At 49.0% G+C, this 22,326-nt stretch carries 21 protein-coding genes and 1 pseudogene; 7 read left to right on the top strand and 15 right to left on the bottom strand.

Annotated elements, in window-relative coordinates; all coding sequences use genetic code 11:
• Positions 1-109: 109 nt before the first annotated feature.
• Positions 110-532 carry a heat shock protein HslJ gene (gene hslJ / locus LG381_RS15050; protein WP_225762587.1) on the top strand — a complete coding sequence of 141 codons (423 nt, stop codon included), beginning with the start codon at positions 110-112 and terminating at the stop codon, positions 530-532.
• Here hslJ and LG381_RS15045 read toward each other — a convergent pair.
• Entirely contained in the window at positions 529-795 is a 267-nt protein-coding gene (locus tag LG381_RS15045; protein ID WP_001200698.1) for a DUF333 domain-containing protein, read from the bottom strand. The two genes, hslJ and LG381_RS15045, sit on opposite strands and share 4 nt — an antisense overlap.
• A gap of 273 nt (positions 796-1,068) precedes the next feature.
• On the opposite strand from LG381_RS15045, the gene nifJ reads away from it, so the two are divergent.
• The 3 genes from nifJ to uspF all read left to right on the top strand — a co-directional run bounded on the left by nifJ (position 1,069) and on the right by uspF (position 6,668).
• The gene (gene nifJ, locus LG381_RS15040) at positions 1,069-4,593 is read left to right on the top strand and encodes a pyruvate:ferredoxin (flavodoxin) oxidoreductase (RefSeq protein ID WP_225762586.1); all 3,525 of its coding nucleotides are present in this window, start codon (positions 1,069-1,071) and stop codon (positions 4,591-4,593) included.
• Between the two features lie 366 nt (positions 4,594-4,959).
• Positions 4,960-6,093 carry a porin OmpN gene (gene ompN, locus LG381_RS15035; RefSeq protein ID WP_000836968.1) on the top strand — a complete coding sequence of 378 codons (1,134 nt, stop codon included), beginning with the start codon at positions 4,960-4,962 and terminating at the stop codon, positions 6,091-6,093.
• 140 nt (positions 6,094-6,233) lie between these two features.
• A complete protein-coding gene (uspF, locus tag LG381_RS15030) occupies positions 6,234-6,668 on the top strand; it encodes a universal stress protein UspF (protein WP_001082294.1) in 435 nt (144 codons plus the stop codon).
• A gap of 265 nt (positions 6,669-6,933) precedes the next feature.
• On the opposite strand, the gene LG381_RS15025 is transcribed toward uspF, so the two are convergent.
• Entirely contained in the window at positions 6,934-7,107 is a 174-nt protein-coding gene (locus LG381_RS15025; RefSeq protein WP_001157925.1) for a hypothetical protein, read from the bottom strand.
• Between the two features lie 339 nt (positions 7,108-7,446).
• On the opposite strand from LG381_RS15025, the gene LG381_RS15020 reads away from it, so the two are divergent.
• From LG381_RS15020 to LG381_RS15010, 3 genes are all read left to right on the top strand, one after another.
• Positions 7,447-7,560, top strand: coding sequence for a YnaM/YnfT family protein (locus tag LG381_RS15020; RefSeq protein WP_120795384.1), 114 nt, complete (start codon positions 7,447-7,449; stop codon positions 7,558-7,560).
• A gap of 68 nt (positions 7,561-7,628) precedes the next feature.
• Positions 7,629-7,862 carry a cold shock protein YdfK gene (ydfK, locus tag LG381_RS15015; RefSeq protein ID WP_000836768.1) on the top strand — a complete coding sequence of 78 codons (234 nt, stop codon included), beginning with the start codon at positions 7,629-7,631 and terminating at the stop codon, positions 7,860-7,862.
• Between the two features lie 316 nt (positions 7,863-8,178).
• Complete coding sequence (locus LG381_RS15010; RefSeq protein WP_225762585.1) at positions 8,179-8,769, top strand: recombinase family protein; 591 nt, start codon at positions 8,179-8,181, stop codon at positions 8,767-8,769.
• A gap of 97 nt (positions 8,770-8,866) precedes the next feature.
• Here LG381_RS15010 and LG381_RS15005 read toward each other — a convergent pair.
• From LG381_RS15005 to ydaY, 13 genes and pseudogenes are all read right to left on the bottom strand, one after another.
• Positions 8,867-8,977, bottom strand: a pseudogene (locus LG381_RS15005) (tail fiber assembly protein); the annotation flags it as partial.
• A 19-nt stretch (positions 8,978-8,996) separates the two neighbouring features.
• Positions 8,997-9,290 (bottom strand): hypothetical protein, encoded by a 294-nt coding sequence (locus tag LG381_RS15000; protein WP_000355360.1) that lies wholly within the window; start codon positions 9,288-9,290, stop codon positions 8,997-8,999.
• A 12-nt stretch (positions 9,291-9,302) separates the two neighbouring features.
• Entirely contained in the window at positions 9,303-9,581 is a 279-nt protein-coding gene (locus LG381_RS14995; protein ID WP_000654171.1) for a hypothetical protein, read from the bottom strand.
• On the bottom strand, positions 9,578-11,602 hold the full coding sequence (locus tag LG381_RS14990; protein ID WP_024182056.1) for a prophage tail fiber N-terminal domain-containing protein: 2,025 nt from the start codon (positions 11,600-11,602) through the stop codon (positions 9,578-9,580). Before LG381_RS14990 ends, LG381_RS14995 begins: the two co-directional genes overlap by 4 nt.
• A gap of 64 nt (positions 11,603-11,666) precedes the next feature.
• A complete protein-coding gene (locus LG381_RS14985) occupies positions 11,667-12,266 on the bottom strand; it encodes an Ail/Lom family outer membrane beta-barrel protein (RefSeq protein WP_001230558.1) in 600 nt (199 codons plus the stop codon).
• Between the two features lie 66 nt (positions 12,267-12,332).
• Positions 12,333-15,812, bottom strand: coding sequence for a host specificity protein J (locus tag LG381_RS14980; protein ID WP_225762584.1), 3,480 nt, complete (start codon positions 15,810-15,812; stop codon positions 12,333-12,335).
• A 60-nt stretch (positions 15,813-15,872) separates the two neighbouring features.
• Positions 15,873-16,475 carry a tail assembly protein gene (locus LG381_RS14975; RefSeq protein ID WP_225762583.1) on the bottom strand — a complete coding sequence of 201 codons (603 nt, stop codon included), beginning with the start codon at positions 16,473-16,475 and terminating at the stop codon, positions 15,873-15,875.
• Positions 16,412-17,155 (bottom strand): C40 family peptidase, encoded by a 744-nt coding sequence (locus tag LG381_RS14970; RefSeq protein ID WP_001530237.1) that lies wholly within the window; start codon positions 17,153-17,155, stop codon positions 16,412-16,414. The genes LG381_RS14975 and LG381_RS14970 overlap by 64 nt, the downstream gene beginning before the upstream one ends.
• Positions 17,156-17,159: 4 nt before the next feature.
• Positions 17,160-17,858: a phage minor tail protein L gene (locus tag LG381_RS14965; protein WP_029305657.1), complete on the bottom strand. Its 699-nt coding sequence runs from the start codon at positions 17,856-17,858 to the stop codon at positions 17,160-17,162.
• Positions 17,858-18,196, bottom strand: a complete 339-nt coding sequence (locus LG381_RS14960; RefSeq protein WP_029305658.1) for a phage tail protein — start codon at positions 18,194-18,196, stop codon at positions 17,858-17,860. The genes LG381_RS14965 and LG381_RS14960 overlap by 1 nt, the downstream gene beginning before the upstream one ends.
• Entirely contained in the window at positions 18,189-21,422 is a 3,234-nt protein-coding gene (locus LG381_RS14955; protein WP_000840628.1) for a phage tail tape measure protein, read from the bottom strand. Before LG381_RS14955 ends, LG381_RS14960 begins: the two co-directional genes overlap by 8 nt.
• Before the next feature lie 164 nt (positions 21,423-21,586).
• A complete protein-coding gene (locus LG381_RS14950; RefSeq protein WP_032273680.1) occupies positions 21,587-21,787 on the bottom strand; it encodes a hypothetical protein in 201 nt (66 codons plus the stop codon).
• Between the two features lie 107 nt (positions 21,788-21,894).
• Positions 21,895-22,254 (bottom strand): protein YdaY, encoded by a 360-nt coding sequence (gene ydaY / locus LG381_RS14945; RefSeq protein WP_122452218.1) that lies wholly within the window; start codon positions 22,252-22,254, stop codon positions 21,895-21,897.
• Between the last annotated feature and the right edge of the window lie 72 nt (positions 22,255-22,326).

Raw genomic sequence — 22,326 nt, 5'->3', positions numbered from 1 at the left:
AAAGATCTTTCATCCTCTATTCTTAAAATATGTTTTGCAGGACGGATAAGACGCGTCGCGTTGCATTCGGCAGTCAGCACCTGATTTATACCTTAAGTTGAGAACCAAAATGAAGAAAGTAGCCGCGCTTGTTGCGTTAAGCCTGCTGATGGCGGGATGTGTAAGTAATGACAAAATTGCTGTGACGCCAGAACAATTACAGCATCACCGCTTTGTGCTGGAAAGTGTCAACGGTCAACCTGTTACCAGCGATAAAAACCCGCCAGAAATCAGCTTTGGTGAAAAGATGATGATTTCCGGCAACATGTGCAACCGCTTTAGCGGCGAGGGTAAACTTTCTGGCGGTGAACTGAAAGTTAAAGGGCTGGCAATGACCCGCATGATGTGTGCCACTCCTCAGCTTAATGAACTCGATCACACCATCAGCGAAATGCTGAAAGAAGGTGCGCAAGTCGATCTGACTGCGAACCAGTTAACGCTGGCCACCGTGAAACAGACATTAACCTATAAGCTGGCGGATTTAATGAATTAATAGCTGCCACAGCTTCCGGCGGCAAGTGACTGTTCGCTACAGCGTTTGCCGTTGGGTAATGCACACATGCCAATAGCCGTTCCGTCTAGCTGGCGGGCAACGGATAGCGAACCACCAATCATCGCGCAATTTGCTTCACCGCTACTGGACATGGACGCTTTTAAACCAGGCGCCACATGCGCCGCAGTTGCCTGCTGAACTGGTTCACTACTACACGCCGATAACAATAAAGCGGCACACCCGACCCACAACGCTGCTCGCATCTTTACTTCCTCTAATCTTTAAACCAAACGACACCGCCGTAAATAATAGGCAGCACAGACGACTACGTCGAGAACAACTATGTGTGTTGCAACGCATTGTTACTTTTTTATCGCTATTTTTTTGTCCACTGTTTGATCAAAACATTCATTACGCAGATATGAGGGACACAAAAGCGAAAATGCAACAGAAGGCCATTTGCTAAAATTGAGAGATAACTACTGGGCGCGCAGCTTTTTCGTGTGCCCCTCATTTGCGCAATGTAAGGGTGTCGTATGATCACAATTGACGGTAATGGCGCGGTAGCTTCGGTGGCATTTCGCACCAGTGAAGTTATCGCCATCTACCCTATTACCCCAAGTTCCACGATGGCGGAACAGGCCGATGCCTGGGCCGGAAACGGCTTGAAAAACGTGTGGGGAGATACGCCTCGTGTGGTTGAAATGCAGTCAGAAGCTGGTGCTATCGCGACCGTGCACGGCGCGTTGCAAACGGGGGCTCTCTCGACATCGTTTACATCATCGCAGGGTTTACTGCTGATGATTCCGACGTTGTACAAACTGGCGGGCGAACTGACGCCGTTTGTACTGCATGTAGCAGCGCGTACCGTCGCTACTCATGCACTCTCTATTTTTGGCGATCATTCAGATGTGATGGCCGTGCGCCAAACCGGTTGCGCCATGTTGTGTGCAGCAAACGTTCAGGAAGCGCAGGACTTCGCCCTCATTTCGCATATCGCGACACTAAAAAGCCGTGTGCCGTTTATTCATTTTTTTGATGGTTTCCGCACGTCCCACGAGATCAACAAAATTGTTCCACTGGCTGACGACACGATTCTTGAACTGATGCCGCAGGCAGAAATTGATGCCCACCGCGCCCGCGCGCTGAACCCGGAACATCCGGTGATTCGCGGTACATCCGCCAATCCTGATACTTACTTCCAGTCTCGTGAAGCTACTAACCCGTGGTACAACGCAGTTTACGACCATGTTGAACAGGCGATGAATGATTTCGCCGCCGCTACGGGTCGTCAGTATCAGCCTTTTGAATACTACGGGCATCCACAAGCAGAACGGGTGATTATCCTGATGGGATCTGCCATCGGTACTTGTGAAGAAGTGGTTGATGAGTTACTTACCCGTGGCGAAAAAGTCGGGGTGCTGAAAGTTCGACTATACCGCCCGTTCTCCGCCAAACATTTACTGCAAACATTGCCAGACTCTGTGCGAACTGTCGCGGTGCTGGATCGCACCAAAGAACCGGGCGCCCAGGCAGAACCACTGTATCTGGACGTAATGACCGCGCTGGCGGAAGCTTTTAATAATGGCGAGCGTGAAACACTGCCACGCGTCATTGGCGGGCGCTATGGCTTATCGTCCAAAGAGTTTGGCCCGGATTGCGTGCTGGCAGTATTTGCCGAACTTAACACAGCCAAACCAAAACCCCGTTTTACCGTCGGTATTTACGATGATGTAACCAATCTGTCGCTACCATTGCCAGAAAATACCCTGCCAAACTCCGCGAAGCTGGAAGCCCTGTTTTATGGTCTGGGCAGTGATGGCAGCGTTTCCGCGACCAAAAATAATATCAAGATTATTGGTAACTCCACGCCGTGGTATGCACAGGGTTATTTTGTTTACGACTCCAAAAAAGCCGGTGGTCTGACAGTTTCTCACCTGCGCGTGAGCGAACATCCAATTCGTTCTGCATATCTGATTCCCCAGGCTGATTTTGTTGGCTGCCACCAGTTGCAGTTTATCGACAAATATCAGATGGCAGAACGTCTGAAACCCGGCGGCATTTTCCTGCTTAACACCCCGTACAGTGCCGATGACGTCTGGTCGCGGTTGCCGCAAGAAGTGCAGGCAGTACTGAATCAGAAAAAAGCACGCTTGTATGTCATTAACGCAGCGAAAATCGCGCGTGAATGTGGACTGGCGGCTCGTATTAACACCGTAATGCAAATGGCGTTTTTTCACCTGACGCAAATTCTGCCTGGCGACAGCGCCCTGGCCGAGTTGCAGGGGGCGATTGCCAAAAGCTACAGCAGCAAAGGCCAGGATCTGGTGGAACGTAACTGGCAGGCACTGGCGCTGGCGCGAGAATCCGTGGAAGAAGTCCCGTTACAGCCGGTCAATCCGCATAGTGCGAATCGTCCACCGGTGGTTTCCGATGCTGCACCTGATTTCGTTAAAACCGTTACCGCTGCGATGCTCGCCGGACTTGGCGATGCCCTCCCCGTTTCGGCGCTGCCGCCAGACGGCACATGGCCGATGGGAACCACGCGCTGGGAAAAACGCAATATCGCCGAAGAGATCCCTATCTGGAAAGAGGAACTCTGTACCCAATGTAACCATTGCGTCGCCGCTTGCCCACATTCAGCTATTCGCGCAAAAGTGGTGCCGCCCGAAGCAATGGAAAACGCCCCTGCCAGCCTGCATTCACTGGATGTAAAATCGCGCGATATGCGCGGGCAGAAATATGTGTTGCAGGTCGCACCGGAAGATTGCACCGGCTGTAATTTGTGTGTTGAAGTTTGCCCGGCGAAAGACCGCCAGAATCCAGAGATCAAAGCCATCAATATGATGTCGCGTCTGGAACATGTGGAAGAAGAGAAAATCAATTACGACTTCTTCCTCAACTTACCAGAAATCGACCGCAGCAAACTGGAACGTATTGATATTCGGACTTCGCAGTTAATCACACCGCTGTTTGAATATTCTGGTGCTTGTTCCGGTTGTGGCGAAACGCCATATATCAAATTGCTGACTCAACTCTATGGCGACCGGATGTTAATCGCTAACGCCACGGGCTGTTCGTCAATTTACGGCGGTAATCTGCCGTCCACACCGTATACCACTGATGCCAACGGTCGAGGCCCAGCATGGGCGAACTCACTGTTTGAAGATAACGCCGAATTTGGCCTGGGCTTCCGCCTGACGGTCGATCAGCATCGTGTCCGCGTATTGCGTCTGCTGGATCAGTTTGCTGATAAAATTCCTGCGGAGTTACTGGCAGCGTTGAAATCAGATGCCACGCCAGACGTTCGTCGCGAACAGGTTGCCACGCTGCGCCAGCATCTCAAAGATGTGAGTGAAGCTCATGAACTACTACGCGACGCTGATGCGCTGGTGGAAAAATCAATCTGGCTGATAGGTGGCGATGGCTGGGCTTACGATATCGGCTTCGGAGGTCTGGATCATGTATTAAGCCTGACGGAAAACGTCAACATTCTGGTGCTGGACACGCAATGCTATTCCAATACCGGTGGTCAGGCGTCAAAAGCCACGCCGCTCGGCGCGGTGACTAAGTTTGGCGAACACGGTAAACGCAAAGCGCGTAAAGACCTCGGCGTCAGTATGATGATGTACGGTCATGTTTATGTGGCGCAGATTTCTCTCGGCGCGCAGTTGAACCAGACGGTAAAAGCAATTCAGGAAGCGGAAGCCTATCCTGGGCCGTCGCTGATCATTGCTTACAGTCCATGTGAAGAGCACGGTTATGACCTGGCATTGAGTCACGACCAGATGCGCCAACTCACCGCAACCGGCTTCTGGCCGCTGTATCGCTTTGATCCACGTCGTGCTGATGAAGGCAAACTGCCACTGGCGCTGGATTCACGTCCGCCATCAGAGGCTCTGGAAGAGACATTGCTCCATGAGCAACGTTTCCGCCGTCTGAATTCGCAACAGCCAGAAGTGGCGGAACAGTTATGGAAAGATGCCGCAGCCGATCTGCAAAAACGCTATGACTTCCTCGCGCAAATGGCAGGAAAAACGGATAAAAGTGGCACCGAGTAGCGTCGTCGGATAAGGATTATCCAGAACGAAAAAAAAGCCCGAATGAAAGTTCGGGCTTGTCTTTTTATTTGTTGGGAAAGAAATAACTATAGCAATGACCCAACAACAAATAATATCTGTGACAATAAAGGCATATAACCCACGCAGAATAACGCATCATTTTTTAAAAGTATAATTTTTATTTTGTATGTATAACCATCAAATCATTCACCAAACCAATCATCATTTCTCAGGAATTATTTGATTAAGGTTTTACTTAAGGCGTAACAAATGACATTTATCGGCTAATGGAACTTTTCCTTTAGGATGTTTTCACTTCCCAAACGGGGAGAAAAAGGCAAATAAAATAACTAAAGGATTTTTTCAATGAAAAGCAAAATACTGGCACTCTTAATCCCTGCCCTGCTCGCCGCAGGTGCTGTACATGCAGCAGAAATTTATAATAAAGACGGCAATAAATTAGATCTTTATGGCAAAGTTGATGGCCTGCATTATTTTTCTGATAGTTCTGCAAAAGATGGCGATCAGAGCTATGCACGTCTTGGATTTAAAGGCGAAACACAAATTAACGATCAACTCACTGGCTATGGTCAGTGGGAATACAATATTCAGGCAAACAATACTGAATCCTCAAAAAACCAGTCCTGGACTCGTCTGGCATTCGCCGGATTGAAGTTTGCAAATTACGGTTCTTTCGATTACGGACGTAATTACGGTGTAATGTACGACGTAGAGGGCTGGACCGATATGCTGCCAGAATTTGGCGGTGACTCCTACACCAATGCAGACAACTTTATGACTGGTCGTGCTAATGGGGTAGCGACATATCGTAATACTGATTTCTTCGACCTGGTTAATGGTCTGAACTTCGCAGTGCAGTATCAGGGTAATAACGAAGGTGCAAACAACGGTCAGGAAGGCACCAACAACGGACGTGATGTTCGTCATGAAAACGGCGACGGCTGGGGGCTTTCCACAACCTACGATTTAGGTATGGGCTTTAGCGCGGGCGCGGCATACACCTCCTCAGACCGCACCAATGATCAGGTCAACCATACTGCGGCAGGTGGCGATAAAGCCGATGCCTGGACTGCCGGATTAAAATATGATGCTAACAACATTTATCTGGCAACCATGTATTCCGAAACGCGTAATATGACACCATTTGGCAACAGCGATTACGCCGTTGCGAACAAGACCCAGAACTTTGAAGTCACTGCCCAATATCAGTTTGACTTTGGTCTGCGTCCGGCAGTGTCTTTCCTGATGTCTAAAGGGCGTGACCTGAATGCTGCCGGTGGTGCTGATAATCCGGCCGGTGTTGACGATAAAGATCTGGTCAAATACGCCGACGTTGGCGCGACATATTATTTCAACAAAAATATGTCTACCTATGTTGATTATAAAATTAACTTGTTGGATGAAGATGACAGCTTCTACGCTGCCAACGGTATCTCTACCGATGATATTGTCGCTTTAGGTCTGGTTTATCAGTTCTAATCCTGCCTGCCCGCCTCTCTGGCGGGCTTTTTCTACTTATTGAATCCTGCTTAATCTAAATTAAAAATGTGAACTCCGTCATTATACAAAAGACCTCATCTGGCGTTACACTTTATGCGGATACTAAAACAGGAGGTTTTATGAACAGAACGATTCTTGTCCCTATCGATATTTCCGATTCAGAATTAACTCAACGCGTGATTAGTCACGTTGAGGCCGAGGCAAAGATTGATGATGCAGAGGTTCATTTCCTGACGGTAATACCTTCGCTGCCCTACTATGCCTCTCTGGGTTTAGCGTATTCCGCAGAATTGCCGGCAATGGATGACCTGAAAGCGGAAGCTAAATCGCAACTGGAAGAGATAATTAAAAAATTCAAACTGCCGACTGACAGAGTGCATGTTCATGTTGAAGAAGGTTCGCCAAAAGACCGCATTCTGGAAATGGCGAAAAAGATCCCTGCTCATATGATCATCATTGCCTCCCATCGACCGGATATCACCACCTACCTGCTCGGCTCTAACGCCGCCGCCGTCGTGCGTCATGCAGAGTGCTCCGTGCTGGTCGTGCGCTAAAAACTAACGCCCGCACGTCGCTGCGGGCTTTTTGATTCATTTCGCAAATGTGCTGACATTTTCCCCTCTAATCCGTACCATACACGCCACAGTTTTTATATCAGATTTCTTATGCTGGACATTCCGGCATGACGCATACTCTTCTGATGCCATATAACGAATTGAGTCGCTTTTAAATGTCGCAAAATCAAGAAATTAGTAAGAAAGAACAATACAACCTGAACAAGTAAGGGCAAAAATCACAACTATCTGACTCATAAGTGTTTTACTTATTTTTCAATGTGTTAAACATCATCAGCGAGAACAATAAACTACGATAATCCACTCTTTTTTTGCCCCTTTTTTGCCCCTTTTGCAGCGTTTTGCCCCATTTTTGCCACAAAAAAAAATTCCAAAACGTCTCAATCAAAGTCAAACCAACCGCAGCACGTTCTTGCATACGACGTGACTGCGGTTTTTCAACTATTCAGATACATCACTCCCATCACATTCATTCCTCCGCATCATAGGCATATAGGCTATATCACCTTGATATTTTTCTTCTTCAGATAAAAACTGTTATCTATGTATACTTTTAAACCCAATCCGTGTAGAGTCTCTGCATAAGATAGTTTGCAGTTGCCGCTTCAGCTTGCGCCATAAACCGCCTGATTTTTGCTGCCACCTGTTAGCATTCCTGTATACCTGAAACGACAATGTTTATCTACGAACTTTAAGAACACCCAAGATAAAAATTGTCAACTATATCATATATAACACATTACTAATTCGAGGCTATATGAACAGCATACTGATAATCACTTCTCTCCTTATCATATTCAGCATTTTTAGTCATGCCCTAATAAAATTAGGGATTGGCATATCCAATAACCCAGACAAAACCGATGTATAAGTCAACATATCCTGAATCAGACATACAATATCGCAATGAAAATCAATAATATTTTAAGGAATATCTTCATGAAATCAAAAGACACCCTAAAGTGGTTCCCTGCGCAGCTTCCTGAAGTAAGAATTATCCTAGGGGATGCTGTAGTGGAAGTAGCAAAACAGGGAAGACCTATCAATACCAGAACATTGCTTGATTACATTGAAGGAAACATAAAGAAAAAATCATGGCTGGATAACAAAGAATTATTACAAACAGCGATATCAGTTCTTAAAGACAACCAAAATTTAAATGGTAAAATGTAATATAATAAACTTACTTTTTTATCATTTTTCCACTTTAACAACATTTTGCTCCACTTTTCCACGACCAAACAACTTGAAATCTGGTTAAAATAACACGCAACACTATTCTTCTTCCTTGAGTCCGCCCGGAACTCGAAAAACAAACCGAGTTAAAGCCATTTTTCACAAAATCGATTTTGGGTCTCACCAAAATTACGGGGTTGCATACGCATTCGTTTATTTTCGAACGTGTACATACAAATATGCACAAAAATAATCATAATTATTTTCTGAGATGCATTATGATATGAACACCAATTTCGTATAGAGTCTCACTATGTCTCAAATTTTTGCTTACTGTCGGATATCAACGCTGGATCAGACCACCGAAAATCAACGCCGGGAAATCGAAAGTGCAGGTTTTAAAATCAAACCTCAGCAAATAATCGAAGAACACATTAGTGGCTCAGCAGCAACCAGTGAGCGTCCTGGTTTTAACCGGTTGCTTGCTCGCCTGAAATGTGGTGATCAATTGATTGTGACAAAATTGGATCGCCTTGATTGTAATGCAATGGATATCAGGAAAACAGTGGAACAACTGACCGAAACAGGTATCAGAGTGCATTGCTTAGCATTGGGGGGCATTGACCTGACCAGTCCAACAGGAAAAATGATGATGCAAGTAATTTCAGCAGTCGCTGAATTTGAACGAGACCTTTTACTTGAACGCACTCATTCCGGGATAGTAAGAGCCCGCGGCGCAGGGAAACGTTTTGGTCGACCACCTGTGTTAAATGAAGAACAGAAACAGGTGGTATTCGAACGAATTAAGTCAGGTGTAAGTATAAGTGCCATTGCCCGGGAATTCAAAACCTCGCGGCAAACCATTTTAAGAGCCAAAGCAAAACTTCAGACACCTGACATATAAAAAATAATCTCGGTGTGAGATGCTTTACGTCTTCCAAGCCCCCTTCCTTGCCGTAAATGGAAAGATACATCTAATTATAGAATTTATATGTTTTACCCTACGGCAGTGCTGGCCATTCAATATCCTGTGCAGTTGACGTATCAACACGGTTCAGCAATACCCGATACTTTTTCCATGCTTCCAGCAACGAGGTTTCTTCCTCCGTTGCATATACAGCCCACCTTTTTTCACCCACGATTAACCAACAGCCAGACCAGCAGACACGCCACCACCGGCACAGCAAAATCCATCAGGCTTGCCACATCCCACGCGCGCGGATCAAAACCGCCCCACCACGGCATATTCATTCGCTTGCCATGCCCGAACATTTCAATCCAGCGATATTCTGCCTGGGTATGTTCACGCGCAATGAAGAACGTACAACCGGCTATCGCTCCGTAAGCCCAGTTTCCGGTAAAAAGACCAACCAGTATCTGCGCAGCCACAGCACAAAGTGCATGAAGTAAGGGGCTTATATCCATTATTTCCTCCTTTCAGCTCCATTCCCGAAGCGGTGTTTCCAGCTCCACGACATAATCAGAGAATACAGAAACATCAAACAAGTCATCAAGAATGCGAATGTTGACAAAATAACCGTTATTCCGGATACAGACAGGTTCTCCCTCTTCAGTTACCCCTGTTTCTGTGTAGGTGAAACCAATTTCATCGACTAACAGTTTATTCTGGAGGTCTTCATCTTCCTCCCAGTCAAGAGATGACAGGAAGGATTTAAACTCTCTGTTACCAGGAAATTTCAAAGTTAAATCTTTCATACTGCCTCCTTGATTTGCCTGTCATTTAATTCTTTAAACCAGACTCTGAAATTTCTGATGTGTCCAAACAAATGACGCGTTCCTGCTGCGGTCTGCCCACCAAACCGGTACGATGTTGCTGTAACTCCAAATATTTTACCATTAAGGTTTGTTGTATAATTACCATTGCATATTGCATTTACTGATAAATCAGATTTAGCTCTCACACCCACAATGAACCTTTCTCCATCTGAGGAAATTTGTGGCTGAACCATTCCTACGTTGGCGCTTATCTTTCCTGTTGAAACAAACCCCAGCGATAAATAATTATCATCAATACTGTGCCCTCCAACATCAAATATCCTTGGCGCAACATTGGGCGGTGTACTCCAGTTCCTCCTTACTTCGCACAATACTGTAAAAGGCCGTGTTGACAGGTTATTCGCCGAGGGGATAGTAACCACATCACTTGCGCGTGTTGTTGGCATTGTAGTTACAATAAATGACGATGCCGTATTGCCCAGTTCAATTTGCGGCGTCGTCATGGTTAATGTTGAGTCATCATAGAATGGCTCATTACTTATTTTATTTGTCATATAAAAAGCACAGTTAACGGTATCAATGTCCGTATTAGCTGTATAAGTGGCCTCATAGTAGGTCCACTCGCCCTGTTGTTCAGCTTTGGCTGTTATAAGGGATGTATTACCGCTTACTGTTGCGATCCGGGTATCCAGATCAAGATAAGAGTCAGCAGAGAATGTATCTGTTCCACCAATAATAACTGAAACTCTTAACCTGCATCGTGCTTTAGCGCCTTTAACCCGGCACGAAAAAGTGAAACATTCACCACTTGCCAGCGGGAATCTGTCTGCTGCAACCACACCATGCACAGTATAGCCACCTGTTGTTCCCACTATACTTTCCGTGGGTGTCACCGTGGCATAATTGAACCCCTGTTTATCAGTGCCAAATGTTTTATTCAGTGCGGAATGAACAGTCCATGAGTCTGGTTTATTTGAGTTCCTCAGATAATTTGTCCTCTGTCCTTCAATCAATAAGCCATCGCGCTCAAATCGCGGTTCGTCAACTTCAGCAAGCTTGAGTTGGCCGGACTTATTAATATACGTTGCTGTTGAAGCACGTTTAAACTTAACAATCTTGTCGCCTGGCATTGTTATTTCATCGTCACCAATAACAATCTTTTTATAAGATGGCGAAAAACCCGTAATCATATCCAGCGAATCGTTAAACGGTATCCACACATCAGGCAGCGGCGGCACTATATTCGCACAGGGCTCTGCAGTCACTTCCGCTGCGGATTCTGCGCGGTCTGCCGCCTTTTCAGCTCGTGTCGCTGCCGACAGAGCCTCATCCTTTTTCTGCCCGGCCTTTGTTGCGTCTGCTGCGGCCTCCCGCGCTTTTGTGGTGGCGACTCCGGCATTTTCAGCGGCTGACTCTGCATTACGGCGGGAAGCCTCTTCACTGTCTGCGGAGGCTTCTTCTGACGCACGGGCATTTGTCTCTGAACGTTCTGCCGCTGTTGCTGCGTTTTGTGCGGCTGTTTTTGAAGAAGCTGCCGCTTTCGCGCTGTTACCTGCATTCGTCTCTGATGTTTTCGCCGCGTTCCTGGACGATGCCGCTGCTGTTTCTGATTTCTTTGCTGCCGCTGCGCTCTGAGAGGCGGCTTCAGCGTTGCGTGCTGCTTCTTCCACCATTGCCTCAAAACGACGCAATGCCTCCGGCATGACATCATCTTCCGTCATGGCACCGAGAAAATCATTCAGCGTACCAGGTCTGGAACCTTCATAGACGGTAATGGTTCCGGCATGTGAAGGCGGAAAACCTTCAACCAGCAGGGTGACGCTGTACTGGCCATACTCGACATCCATGCTGTAACGCCCGGCTTCATCCGGATTTTCAGAGGCTACCGTGTTCACCAGTACCGTGGTGCTGTTACGCTTTGCCTTCAGTTGAATAGTGCAGTTCTGTATTGGTTTTCCCGCACCATCTTTCAGCACACCTGAGATTTTTACTGCTGCCATATCCACTCCACAAAAAAGCCCGCCTGAACCGGCGGGCTGTCATAACACTGTGTTACCTGGCTAATCAGAATTTATAACCGACACCCACGATGAAACCGTCAGTGCGCCAGTCACCACTGCCGGAACCTTCATAAGCAAGGTCAATGGCCACGGATTCGGTCGGGTTAAACTGCACGCCAGCCCCCCACGCCAGAGACGTGTTGCTGTGGCGACCGTCATCACTTCCGGTCAGCACATCGTGCGTTTTCCCCTTGTTGTCAGTTACGCGGAGATAATCCCCGGAGAAGGTCGACACACGGCTGTAAGCCATACCCGCCATCGCATACGCGCTGAACCATTCATTCACGCGCACAGACGGCCCCGCCATCACGCTGAACCAGCGGTTACGCACGGAATCTTCATGCCAGCGGGTATCGCTGTAATGCGTTTTTTGCTCATCTTTGGCATTGGCATAACTGAATGACGTCACCAGCCCCAGCGTGTCCGTAAACTCATAACGGTATTTCACGTTAATCCCGTTCAGATCATCGCTGCCGGGAACGTTCGTCGAGGCATGAAGATACCCCGCGCTCAGCGTGGACTGATGTTCAGACGCCCATGCAGGCGCACCGGATACGGCCAGACAAATGGCTACGGACAAAATGGCGGCATAAAGTTTACGCATAATTACCTCTCGCTTTTCTGCAATAAAAAAGGCGTCATTTCTGACGCCCGTTATGGGTTATAAAATTCAGCTGATACTGATGCCTGCGGTGGCTTTCTTCATCACCACAACCAGCAAATCGCTGATACTTGCTGTGGGATACCAGTCATTTACCAGCCATGCTGACACCGAAAACTCCAGCGTCATGTGGCCGTGACCAGCTGGCATATCAATAACGCCACTGTAAATCAGCGTATTATCCAGCGCGGTACGGTTATAAATTTCAGCACCGTTTTTCCGCACTATCAGACGGCATGAGGAGTAAATATCAGTATGCTCTCTCTCATGTTTAGCACCGCTGAATGCCACCGCCGGAATAACAATCTGCCGGTCAAACGGCTGATCGTCATAAATCCTGACGGTAATGATCCCTGATGGCCACCGCTCCGGTGCCCGGGAGTCCCGCGGGAAAGCCTTACCCACTGTTTTGACAATATCGCCTTCAATCTGGTTGGCTGACAGTTTCCCTTTAATCTGACAGTTCTCATTTATCGTAACGTTGTTGAGCGTCCCGGCGTTCGCATTCACACTGCCACTGATATCCGCATTTTTCGCCGTCAGTCGCCCGTCCGGTGTCAGGGAAAATGCCGGAGGATTACCGCCGCTGGTAATGGTGGGAGCCGTCAGATATTTCAGGAACACGTCATTCATGAATATCTGATCGCCCTGACCAACAAACATCGGCTTTGTGTTGCCATTCGCAGGATTAATCATCGCAATCCTGTCTGCCGCCAGCAGCACCTGACTCTGCATGCCGTCGGGGGTGTTCTCAATACCGGCACCGATACCCGCAATATAAAGGCGTCCGTCCTGCATCTGCTGCAGCTTCACTGCCCACATGCTGTTCAGGTTATTATTTGTATCAACCTGAACCTTCTGTATCTGCTGGATCGCTGCACTCTGGTCTTCCAGTTTCTTATTGACGGTCTGTGTTATTTCATTGCTGACATCCGTTATGGACGTCCTGATTTCAGTCAGGTCAGGCGCAAGCTGACCGTTATCAATCTGCGTCCACAGCTCCTGAGCCAGATGGGTTTTCCCTATCTCGCCTTTGAAAAAATCCAGATAGCCGGATGCATCATCACTCGGCTGACCAACAGCCTCCACGAATGCCGATTTGCCAACGGTGTTCACACTGCGAACGTAAAAATAATAATCATGGCCCGGTTTGATATTGATACTGGCGGCTATCCAGTACAACGCCGTACCAAGATAACGCGCGCTGGTTTCAACCTGCCTGATATCAGCAATCCGTTTTTCCGAGAACCAGAACTCAAACTGTACCGTCGGATCATAAACCGCAAGATGCGGCGTGGCGGTTATCTGAAAATAGCCCGGTGTCAGCTCAATCCGCGACGGCGCTGCCGGTGCGGCAATCCGGAACGATACCGACGCCGGATCGCCCTGCTGCCCCCACGCATTTACTGCCCGGACTGTCAGCCTGTAGTTCCCCAGAGCCAGTTGTGTGAAGCGGTAAGTGGTTTCCGTCGTCCGGGCCGTGCTGACCAGCCGCTCACTGCCGTCATCCGCTGCCACGGTCAGGCGAAGCAGGAAGCTCACGCCCTTCACTACCTTCGGTGTGTCCCATCGCGCCAGCACCTGATATTCCCCGCTGTCTGCAGTGACTTCTGCGGTCAGGTGCTGCACTGCTGGCGGCGTGACACCATTCACCGTGCCGCTCTGGTCACCGTCAAAGTGCGCCCCGTTATCCACGATGGCTTCTTTCTCCGGTACATGCTGCACGGCAGTGATGGCATACGTACCGTCATCGTTCTCACGGATACTCACACAGCGGAACAGACGCTGGCGCAGCGTCGGCAGCTTCAGCCCCCATACGCTGTATTCAGCAACACCGTCAGGAACACGGCTCACTTTTACCTTCACGCCGTCGGTGACGGACTGAACCTCCACGCTGACCGGATTGCCACTTCCGTCAACCAGGCTTATCAGCGTGGTACCGGAGGATGGCAGCGTGATTTCACGGTCGAGCGTCAGCGTCCGGGTCTGGCTGTTCACCGCCAGCACGCGACCACCGATGCTGATACCGGCATAGTCATCATCACAGATTTCAATGACATCGCCCGGTACATGGCGAAGCCCTTCTGCGCCCACGCTGAAGTCCACGGTCTGCGTTTCCAGCAGTTCCGTTTTAATCAGCCACAGCCCGGCGCGGTGCGCCTGCCCCCGGCTGGTACAGCCAAAAGCATCCATCTTCGTGACGTTACGACCGTAACGGGCAATGGCCTGCGTGTCCTCCACAAGCTCTGTTGCCGTTTCCCAGCCGTTATCCGGGTCAATCCAGTTCACTTCAACGGCATTATGGCGGTCCTTCAGGGCGCTGAAGCTGTAGCGGAACGGCGCGCCATCATCCGGCATCACCACATTACTGCGGTTATAGGTCCACACCTTATCCGACGGTCGGTCCTGCACGAACGTCAGCGTCTGCCCGTTCCATACCGGCATACAGCGCATCGCCGAGCAGAAATCACTGAGCACATCCCACGCCTTGCGCTGTGTGGTCAGGTACGCATTACAGGTAATGCGCGGCTCCGTGCCGCCAAAGCCGTCCGGCACCGACTGGTCGCAGTACTGGCCGATGACATACAGCGCCCATTTATCCACATCCGCCGCACCAAGACGTTTCCCCATGCCGTAGCGCGGATGGGTCAGCATATCCCACAGACACCAGGCCATGTTGTTGCTGTATGCTGGTTTTAACGTTCCGTCCCAGATACCGCTGTATTGTCGCGTCTGCGGGTTATAGTTCGACGGCACCTGCAGAATGCGCCCGCGAAGATGATAATTACGACTCACCTGCTGGCTGCCGAACTGCTCCGAGTCCACCTGTACGCCGACCAGTGCCGTGTTCGGGTAGCACTGTTTCACATCGATGATTTCGGTGTATGACGACCAGAGCGTTTTGTTCTGCAGCTGGTCTGTAGTGCTGTCCGGCGTCATCCTGCGCATCCGGATACTGAACGGGCGCGGCGGCAGGTTACCCACCACCACCGAGGCCAGATACTGTGAGGTGGTTTTGCCTTTAATGGTGATGTCTTTTTCCGTCACCCAGCCACCGTTACGTTGTATCTGAACCAGCAGGCGGACTTCCGACGGATTCCGGTCACCCTTTGAGGTGGTTTCCACCAGTGCCTGCACACCAAAGGTAAAGCGCAGACGGTCGATGTTTGCAGACGTGATGGTGCGGGTTATCGGCGTGTCGTATTTCACTTCCGTACCCAGCACCGTCTCGGAGCCGGAGGATTCAAAACCCTCCGGCGGTGTCTGCTCCTGCTCACCTGCCCGGAACACCACCGTGACACCGGCGATGTTGGTATTCCCTTCGCTATCCAGCACCGGCGTACTGTTCAGCAGCACGCTTTTTAATCCATCCACCGGACCTTCAATCGGCCCTTCGCTGATGGCATCGATCACACTCAGTAACTGCGTGGATTTCAGGTTGTCCTTCGCTTCGCGCGGGGTATGCCCCTTACTGCTGCCTTTACCCATTCCTAACGCTCCATAAACGACAAAACCGCCCGGAGGCGGTTTCACATAAAATATTTTGCATCAGCGACCAATCACCACAACCTGACCACCGTCCCCTTCGTCTGCCGTGCTGATCTCCTGAGAAACAACACGTGACCCCACACGCATTTCACCGTACAGAACCGGTAACGGATTACCCTGGGCAATCATATTATCCAGCGAAGAAAAATAGGTATTCTGCTTGCCGTTATCCGTTGTCTGTGTACGGGGGGTTCTGGGTTTAGGAGCCAGCATCTGTGCAACACCGCCAAGCGTCATACTGGCACCGAGAGAAAACAGCAGATTACTCGCCATTATTCCTACCCCCGGCATCCATATAGCAACCGCCATAACAGCAGCTCCCAGCACTGCCTGAAACACACCGCCACTTTTGGCTCCTGCCAGACGCGGCACGATGTGGATCACTGCTCCATTCGCCAGCGGTTCATTAAGACGAGCTGATAATTCGTTTTCGCCTGCATCACGCCCGGCAATGCGCACCTGATACCAGCCGTCGCTCAGTTTCTGACGAAACGCCGGAAACTGCATAGCCAGCGCCCGGATGGCTTCGGCTCCCGTTTTCACACGCAGATCGATGCGGCGACCAAATCGTTGTAAATCCCCGTAAAGGCAGATGCGTGCCATGCCCGGTGACGCCAGAGGGAGTGTGTGCGTCGCTGCCATTTGTCGGTATACCTCTCTCGTTTGCTCAGTTGTTCAGGAATATGGTGCAGCAGCTCGCCGTCACCACAGTAAATGGCGGCATGATTCGGCACCGATGAACCAAAACAGCACAACAGCACATCGCCCGGTTGTGCTGATGACAACGGCACCTGATACAGCCCCGTGGCCTCCAGATTATCCAGATAGAGATTCTGACCGTTACGCCACCAGTCATCCCCGCGATGAAAATCCGGCATCTCAATCCCCGCCAGATGATAAGCATCCCGGAACAGCGTGTAACAATCCGTCACCCCGTGCTCAAAGCGCCGCCCGGTGAGATGCGGCACACAGCGGAACTTATGAATCGTCCCCCGGCAGACCAGCCACCACGGCAAATCACTCTGCACCTGCAGCCGCCGGTCGGCCTCACTCAGCCAGGGCAGACCACCGGGGTGGCTGTGGACCAGCGCCACAATCTCACCCTGCATTTCTGCCTGCAGCCAGTCTTCCGGCGACAGCCTGAAATACGCCTCCGGCTTACCGGAGATATTCACACAGGGAAAATATCTTTCCCCTTCCGGCGTTCTCACCACGAAGCCGCACGACTCCGCTGGCGCACATCGCCGGGCGTGCGCCAGAATCGCTGATTCTGTCTCTGTCATGGGTTTACTGCGAAAGTTTGTTAATGGAAAGGAAGCCGCCAAAGTTGCCGACGTTATTGCGGAACTTACATCCGCTCAGGCATTTGCTGCATTTATCCTTCGTGATATCGGACGTTGGCTGGTCATATTCATCCGCGACCGCCGGACCGTGATAACCGCACTCATCGCCGCGATAGGTCCAGGTGCAGGTGTTGGCCAGCATGATACGTCCCGGAAAAACAGCGCCGTCCGTTTCCGTCGACGTGGCCAGTACAAAGGAGGCACTGACCGCGCTCAGTTCGCTGCACTGCTCGATGCGCCAGTGGCTGATCACCTCCTGCTCCGGATCGGCGTCGCTGTTTCCGTTGACGAAGTTCACCGCATCCAGAAAACGGGCGTAAACCTTACGCCTGACCACCGTTCCGCCGACCAGACTCTGCAGGTCTTCCGCCATCCCGGTGACCATGCCGTGCAGGTTAGAAACCGTCAGTGTCGGACGGGCAGCACTGCCCTTGCCGTTCAGTTCAAATCCCGTCCCCTGAATGGGATATGCCTGATACTGCCGCCCCTGCCAGGTAACCGGCTCACCTCTTTCATTCTGCTCATTGCAGAAAAAGTAGCGATCCCCGCCTACCTCTGTCAGGTCGATTTCCCAGAGCACCACGCTGGCCGACTGCTCCGCCCGAATGCATTCATTCAGTGTTTCCTGTTGTATGTCCTGCATCAGATCACCACTTCGTCAAACTGACACGAAAAATCGGTATAGGTGATATGTTCTGTCGCTGACCACGTTCGACACACCACTCTGATTTTTCTGTTAATACCCGGCGGGCGCCAAAAAAAAGATTTATAGCCTTCATGCCGGGCTAAAAATTTTTCAAATGAATCACGTTCATTCGCCTCAACTTTGAAATCACAGGTGAAAACGCGCAGAGAATGATTAAGTCCATTTGGACTTCGTTGCTCATAACCATCGCCAAGTCTTACAATTTTTATCGATGGTTTATTTTCTGTTTTCATTCCATCCTCTGGTAACCAGTGAAATTCTTCCGTATTAGCCACTTAACATTCCCCCATCACGTCGCATATTTAACAGAGTGCCCTGCACCCGCTGATCAACCATCCCCATAAGTGCTTTTATTGCCTGAGGGCCAACCTCTCCATTCTGGCCGTCATTTTGAATAGTGATTTGGTATACAGGGGCATAGGTAATATCTCCGCCTCCATTACCACTTTTACTATTAATAGCTCTGACACCAAGAGAACCATCGGAAGTTCGTGTTAATGGCATAATGGCTTCCGGTCCAGCCTCACCAAAAACACCCGCCCCTTTTGCAAAAGCAAAAAATTGCGGGGAATCATAAATACCGTTCGAATACGTGCTCAATGACGGAGACTCATAAACACCGCCCTTTGCATTCGGAATAAATTTACTAATAGCACTCCCTATAGTTCCTAAAATCCCCCCAGAAGAACTGTTACTAATGCTGTCGAAAATCCCAGTAATTGAAGCCTTTAATGCTATTCGACTAAGATCCGAAATCACGGAAGTAGCGAAAGAACGAAAATTTGCCTTGCCTGTCGTGACAAAATCACCCAGCGCATCGGTCATCCCATCAAACATCTGAGTCGTGGTTGATTTTATCTGCTCACTGATATCCTTAGTGTCATCCAGCCAGTTATTGAATCCCTGGGAGGCACCACTAACCCAGTCTCCTGCCTGAATATCGACCTGCTCGTTTTTCTGTCTGACAATTTCTTTTTCTCGTTCCAGAGCATCATTCAGAGCCTGCATTTTCTCCTGAAAAACATGATCTGACATTCCACGGGATTTATCTGCATAGTCACGTTCAAGTTGCAGACGCTGGTTGTTATATTCACGTTCAATCCGCAGTAATTCCTGCTGACGTTGCTGATTTTTATCGCCAAGCCCATAACCAGCAATCTGAATATCATACCCCTGCTGACGATTATCAATCGAAGCCTGCAATGAATCACGCCATGCGGCTATTTCGGTTGATTCCTTGATTAGCCTGTTATTTTTTTCAATCGCAACATTTTTCTCCATCAACGCGGTTATTTCTTCCCGGTGTAAGAGAAGCGATTTCTGATCCTGGGTTAATTTCGATGACGGTCGTGACTCCAGGTCGGCAATCTGCTGACGCCACTTAACCAGTTCCTGTTCAGAGGAACTTAATTTAACGGTCAATTCAGCTTGTGAACTTAGTAACGCATTCTGTTGATTCAGATGATCAATCATTCGTTGGGCAGCATCATCCGAATAACCTTTCGCCTTTGGTAGCTTTGGATCTTTATAACGCTCATTTATTTGAGCGACAAGATTATTATATTCTTCCTTTGAATACTGACTCTTTAGCTTTTCCAGTTTTGCAAGTTCACTGGCTCTCTGCTGCTCCCGGGTCTGATATTGTTTTGAAAAGGCATCTGCTTTCTGTCTGAGTTCAATTCCTTCCTGTTGTCGCTTGTTGTAATCGGTTATTGATGAATTTAGTACGTCCTGAGCAATTTTTTCTGCTTGAAGTACGCCCAATTGCTGCTTTAATCGTGCCAGCCTTTTATTTTGAGCGCCGCCATCCCCAATGCCACCTAACCCGAAAGCTCCGGGTCGGGTATTTTTTTCTATTTCATCAATTTGATGGAGAACATCTGAGATTTTTTGATCAAGGGAGGCATCACGACCAATATCCAGCATGGAATCCCATGCCCATTTTGCGGACTCAGCGACAGCTTTCCATGCAGTCTCAAGATAACCAAGATTTTCTTTAATCTGGTTGGTGCGCTGGATCATTGAGGATGAGTATGCTTCTGTCGCAATGCGGGCGGCCTCCTGCTGGTTCCCTTCATCCTGTAGCGCCTTAATCTGGTTATAAGTCGCAATTGTCAGAAAATGGTACTGATCATTAAGTTTTGATATGGCACTGACAGGATCCTTTGCAATTTCATTGAAGTCATTAACCAGTTGTTCGGTTGATATTCCTGTTACTTCGCTCGTTTTTACTATCGCTGTCGTCACTTGCTCCAGCGAACTGCTCGCTACCTTTCCCGAACGCACAAGCTGGTTTAATACTGCCGCCGCAGCGCCAGTTGTCGAATCAGCCGCATTCCCGGCACGTTGAGCTATATCGGCCAATTGCCCGCTGGTTGTCCCCAACTGATTTCCGGTAAGAATAAGAGATTTATTAAATTCGTCCTGCTCCTGAGAGCCTTTATAGTAAGCCAGCCCTAAGACGCCAACGGCTGCTGCGGCCAGGGTAAAAGGATTAATTAATCCCAGCACATAAGAACCAACACCTTTGATCGCCGGGCCAATCCCACCGAACATATCTTTTAGCTGGCCGCCCTGCTGCATTAACACCATAAAAGGCGACTGACCAGTGGACAACCCAACAACAATATCCGTCATTTGTGCAGGCAACATGCGCATAGCAAAAGCCGTTTGTTTTGCCGACATTCCGGTTTTGCTTAATTGAGATTGAGTAACCTCAAGCTCACTCCGCATAGCACGAAGTTTTCCAGAAAGTTCCTCATACATTTCAGGAGAGAGCATCCCCTTAGCTTTTGCTTCATTGAGCTGTTTCTGTTGTTCTACCAGACGATTAAAAGCAGTTCCGACAGGGTCAAGTTGAGCAATCAGACGTTGCAAAGCAGCAACCTGTTCATCATGCGCTTTTGCTGCTTCTCGCTCTGCCTGAGCCTCTCCGGTAAGCTCTCGCCGTGTTTCCTGTATTTTTCGGCTATAATTCTCAAACTGAGAACCATTTATTTTCCCGGATGCAAACGCAGCATTAAGTTCATCCTGCTGTTGTTCAAGATTTCTTAGCGCCGCAACCAGAGGGTCGATCTTGTCCAGCATTCTTTGAAAGGCCTGAGCCTGCGATTCCTGCTGGGCGGCAGCAAGTTTTCCGGCCTTCTCGGCTTCTCTCTGCGCTTGCGCAACCCCGCTCAATTCCTCTGTGGTTTCATTAAGTTTACGGACAAGAAATTCATATTCTTCTTTATCAATAAGCCCTTTATCGAAAAATTTCTTTAATTCAGAATAGCGTCGACCGACAGTATCAATTGCGGCACCAACTGGATCAATAGCTGCTTTTAATTTTGCGAGCGCGTTCTTCTCATCTTCTGTTGCCTTAGTCACTTTCCCTGCGCTATTTGCAGCAGTTTCCCCGGCTTGCGTCATTTTGACTAATGAGGAGGTCAGATTGTCAGCATTATTTTTTGCTCCAGTGCTATCAATAATTATTGCGAGACGCGAGGTTTGCTCTGCCATTTATTAAAACTCCAGACAACAAAAAGCCCACCGAAGTGGGTTTCAGGCGACATAAATAGTAGATATAGCGATTACGAGGCCACGCAATGCTTTTCTCCAGGAGCATCATCGATTTAATTAAAGACACCATCACATCTCTGTAACAGAGTGTACGTAATTAACAACTACACACACTGCTCCTGAAAATACTGGTCATCCAGTGCAAAGATCACTGCTTCAAACTCATCGCGCTCAATCAATACCGGATGAGTGGCTAAATATTCATTTATCTCTGTCAGAGATATAGGCAAAGGCACCCCGGTCATTCCAGCATAACGTCGGGCACGGGATATTACCGAATAGGCGTACAACAATTCCTTAAGCACCGGGTCTATTTCTGGTTCCGGTATCGGTGGCAACCTGAGTTTTTCTCGCTTCCATCTTGCCTTTTCCCCCCTTTCTCCCCCGAACTCCGATAACCACCGCTGGGCGGCTATGGCTTTTTTATCGTATCCTGCTTCTGCTGCTCTTTACCCTGGGCGATGCTGGCTGCTTCTGCAAGGATCTGCCAGTACAACTCTGGATTCTGCTTAAGCAGCGCGATCCCTCGTTCTGGCGTATATTCCAGTGCAACCTCAGCACCATTAACCAGTTCACCAACCCCTTTCCAGTCTTTCAGCAGATAACGAGCAGCATTATCAATGAGTAAATCATCAACAGAATCTACCTCGGAAACCTTTGAAATATCAAACTCCTTCGTTCCGACGTGCAAACTGGCATCCATTTTCTCAATGTGACGACGGATTAATGCATTACGGGAGCGATACTGATCGTTATCGCTGCTTGCCACCAACAGTTTTAACCCGTCTACAGGTTTTAAGTCCTTCATTGGCGTAAACCAGCGTTCTCCACCGATGATAATTTT

This window comes from Escherichia sp. Marseille-Q3837, assembly GCF_916618735.1.
GTDB lineage: Bacteria > Pseudomonadota > Gammaproteobacteria > Enterobacterales > Enterobacteriaceae > Escherichia > Escherichia ruysiae.
Note: the sequence above shows the minus strand (reverse complement) of the source record. Positions and strands in the feature narration are given on the sequence as shown.

What these genes read in the sequence shown, in the direction of transcription:
- hslJ (WP_225762587.1), top strand. Translation starts at nt 110, where the DNA reads ATGAAGAAAGTAGCCGCGCTTGTTGCGTTAAGCCTGCTGATGGCGGGA.
- LG381_RS15045 (WP_001200698.1), bottom strand. Translation starts at nt 795, where the DNA reads ATGCGAGCAGCGTTGTGGGTCGGGTGTGCCGCTTTATTGTTATCGGCG.
- nifJ (WP_225762586.1), top strand. Translation starts at nt 1,069, where the DNA reads ATGATCACAATTGACGGTAATGGCGCGGTAGCTTCGGTGGCATTTCGC.
- ompN (WP_000836968.1), top strand. Translation starts at nt 4,960, where the DNA reads ATGAAAAGCAAAATACTGGCACTCTTAATCCCTGCCCTGCTCGCCGCA.
- uspF (WP_001082294.1), top strand. Translation starts at nt 6,234, where the DNA reads ATGAACAGAACGATTCTTGTCCCTATCGATATTTCCGATTCAGAATTA.
- LG381_RS15025 (WP_001157925.1), bottom strand. Translation starts at nt 7,107, where the DNA reads ATGCAAGAACGTGCTGCGGTTGGTTTGACTTTGATTGAGACGTTTTGG.
- LG381_RS15020 (WP_120795384.1), top strand. Translation starts at nt 7,447, where the DNA reads ATGAACAGCATACTGATAATCACTTCTCTCCTTATCATATTCAGCATT.
- ydfK (WP_000836768.1), top strand. Translation starts at nt 7,629, where the DNA reads ATGAAATCAAAAGACACCCTAAAGTGGTTCCCTGCGCAGCTTCCTGAA.
- LG381_RS15010 (WP_225762585.1), top strand. Translation starts at nt 8,179, where the DNA reads ATGTCTCAAATTTTTGCTTACTGTCGGATATCAACGCTGGATCAGACC.
- LG381_RS15000 (WP_000355360.1), bottom strand. Translation starts at nt 9,290, where the DNA reads ATGGATATAAGCCCCTTACTTCATGCACTTTGTGCTGTGGCTGCGCAG.
- LG381_RS14995 (WP_000654171.1), bottom strand. Translation starts at nt 9,581, where the DNA reads ATGAAAGATTTAACTTTGAAATTTCCTGGTAACAGAGAGTTTAAATCC.
- LG381_RS14990 (WP_024182056.1), bottom strand. Translation starts at nt 11,602, where the DNA reads ATGGCAGCAGTAAAAATCTCAGGTGTGCTGAAAGATGGTGCGGGAAAA.
- LG381_RS14985 (WP_001230558.1), bottom strand. Translation starts at nt 12,266, where the DNA reads ATGCGTAAACTTTATGCCGCCATTTTGTCCGTAGCCATTTGTCTGGCC.
- LG381_RS14980 (WP_225762584.1), bottom strand. Translation starts at nt 15,812, where the DNA reads ATGGGTAAAGGCAGCAGTAAGGGGCATACCCCGCGCGAAGCGAAGGAC.
- LG381_RS14975 (WP_225762583.1), bottom strand. Translation starts at nt 16,475, where the DNA reads ATGGCACGCATCTGCCTTTACGGGGATTTACAACGATTTGGTCGCCGC.
- LG381_RS14970 (WP_001530237.1), bottom strand. Translation starts at nt 17,155, where the DNA reads ATGACAGAGACAGAATCAGCGATTCTGGCGCACGCCCGGCGATGTGCG.
- LG381_RS14965 (WP_029305657.1), bottom strand. Translation starts at nt 17,858, where the DNA reads ATGCAGGACATACAACAGGAAACACTGAATGAATGCATTCGGGCGGAG.
- LG381_RS14955 (WP_000840628.1), bottom strand. Translation starts at nt 21,422, where the DNA reads ATGGCAGAGCAAACCTCGCGTCTCGCAATAATTATTGATAGCACTGGA.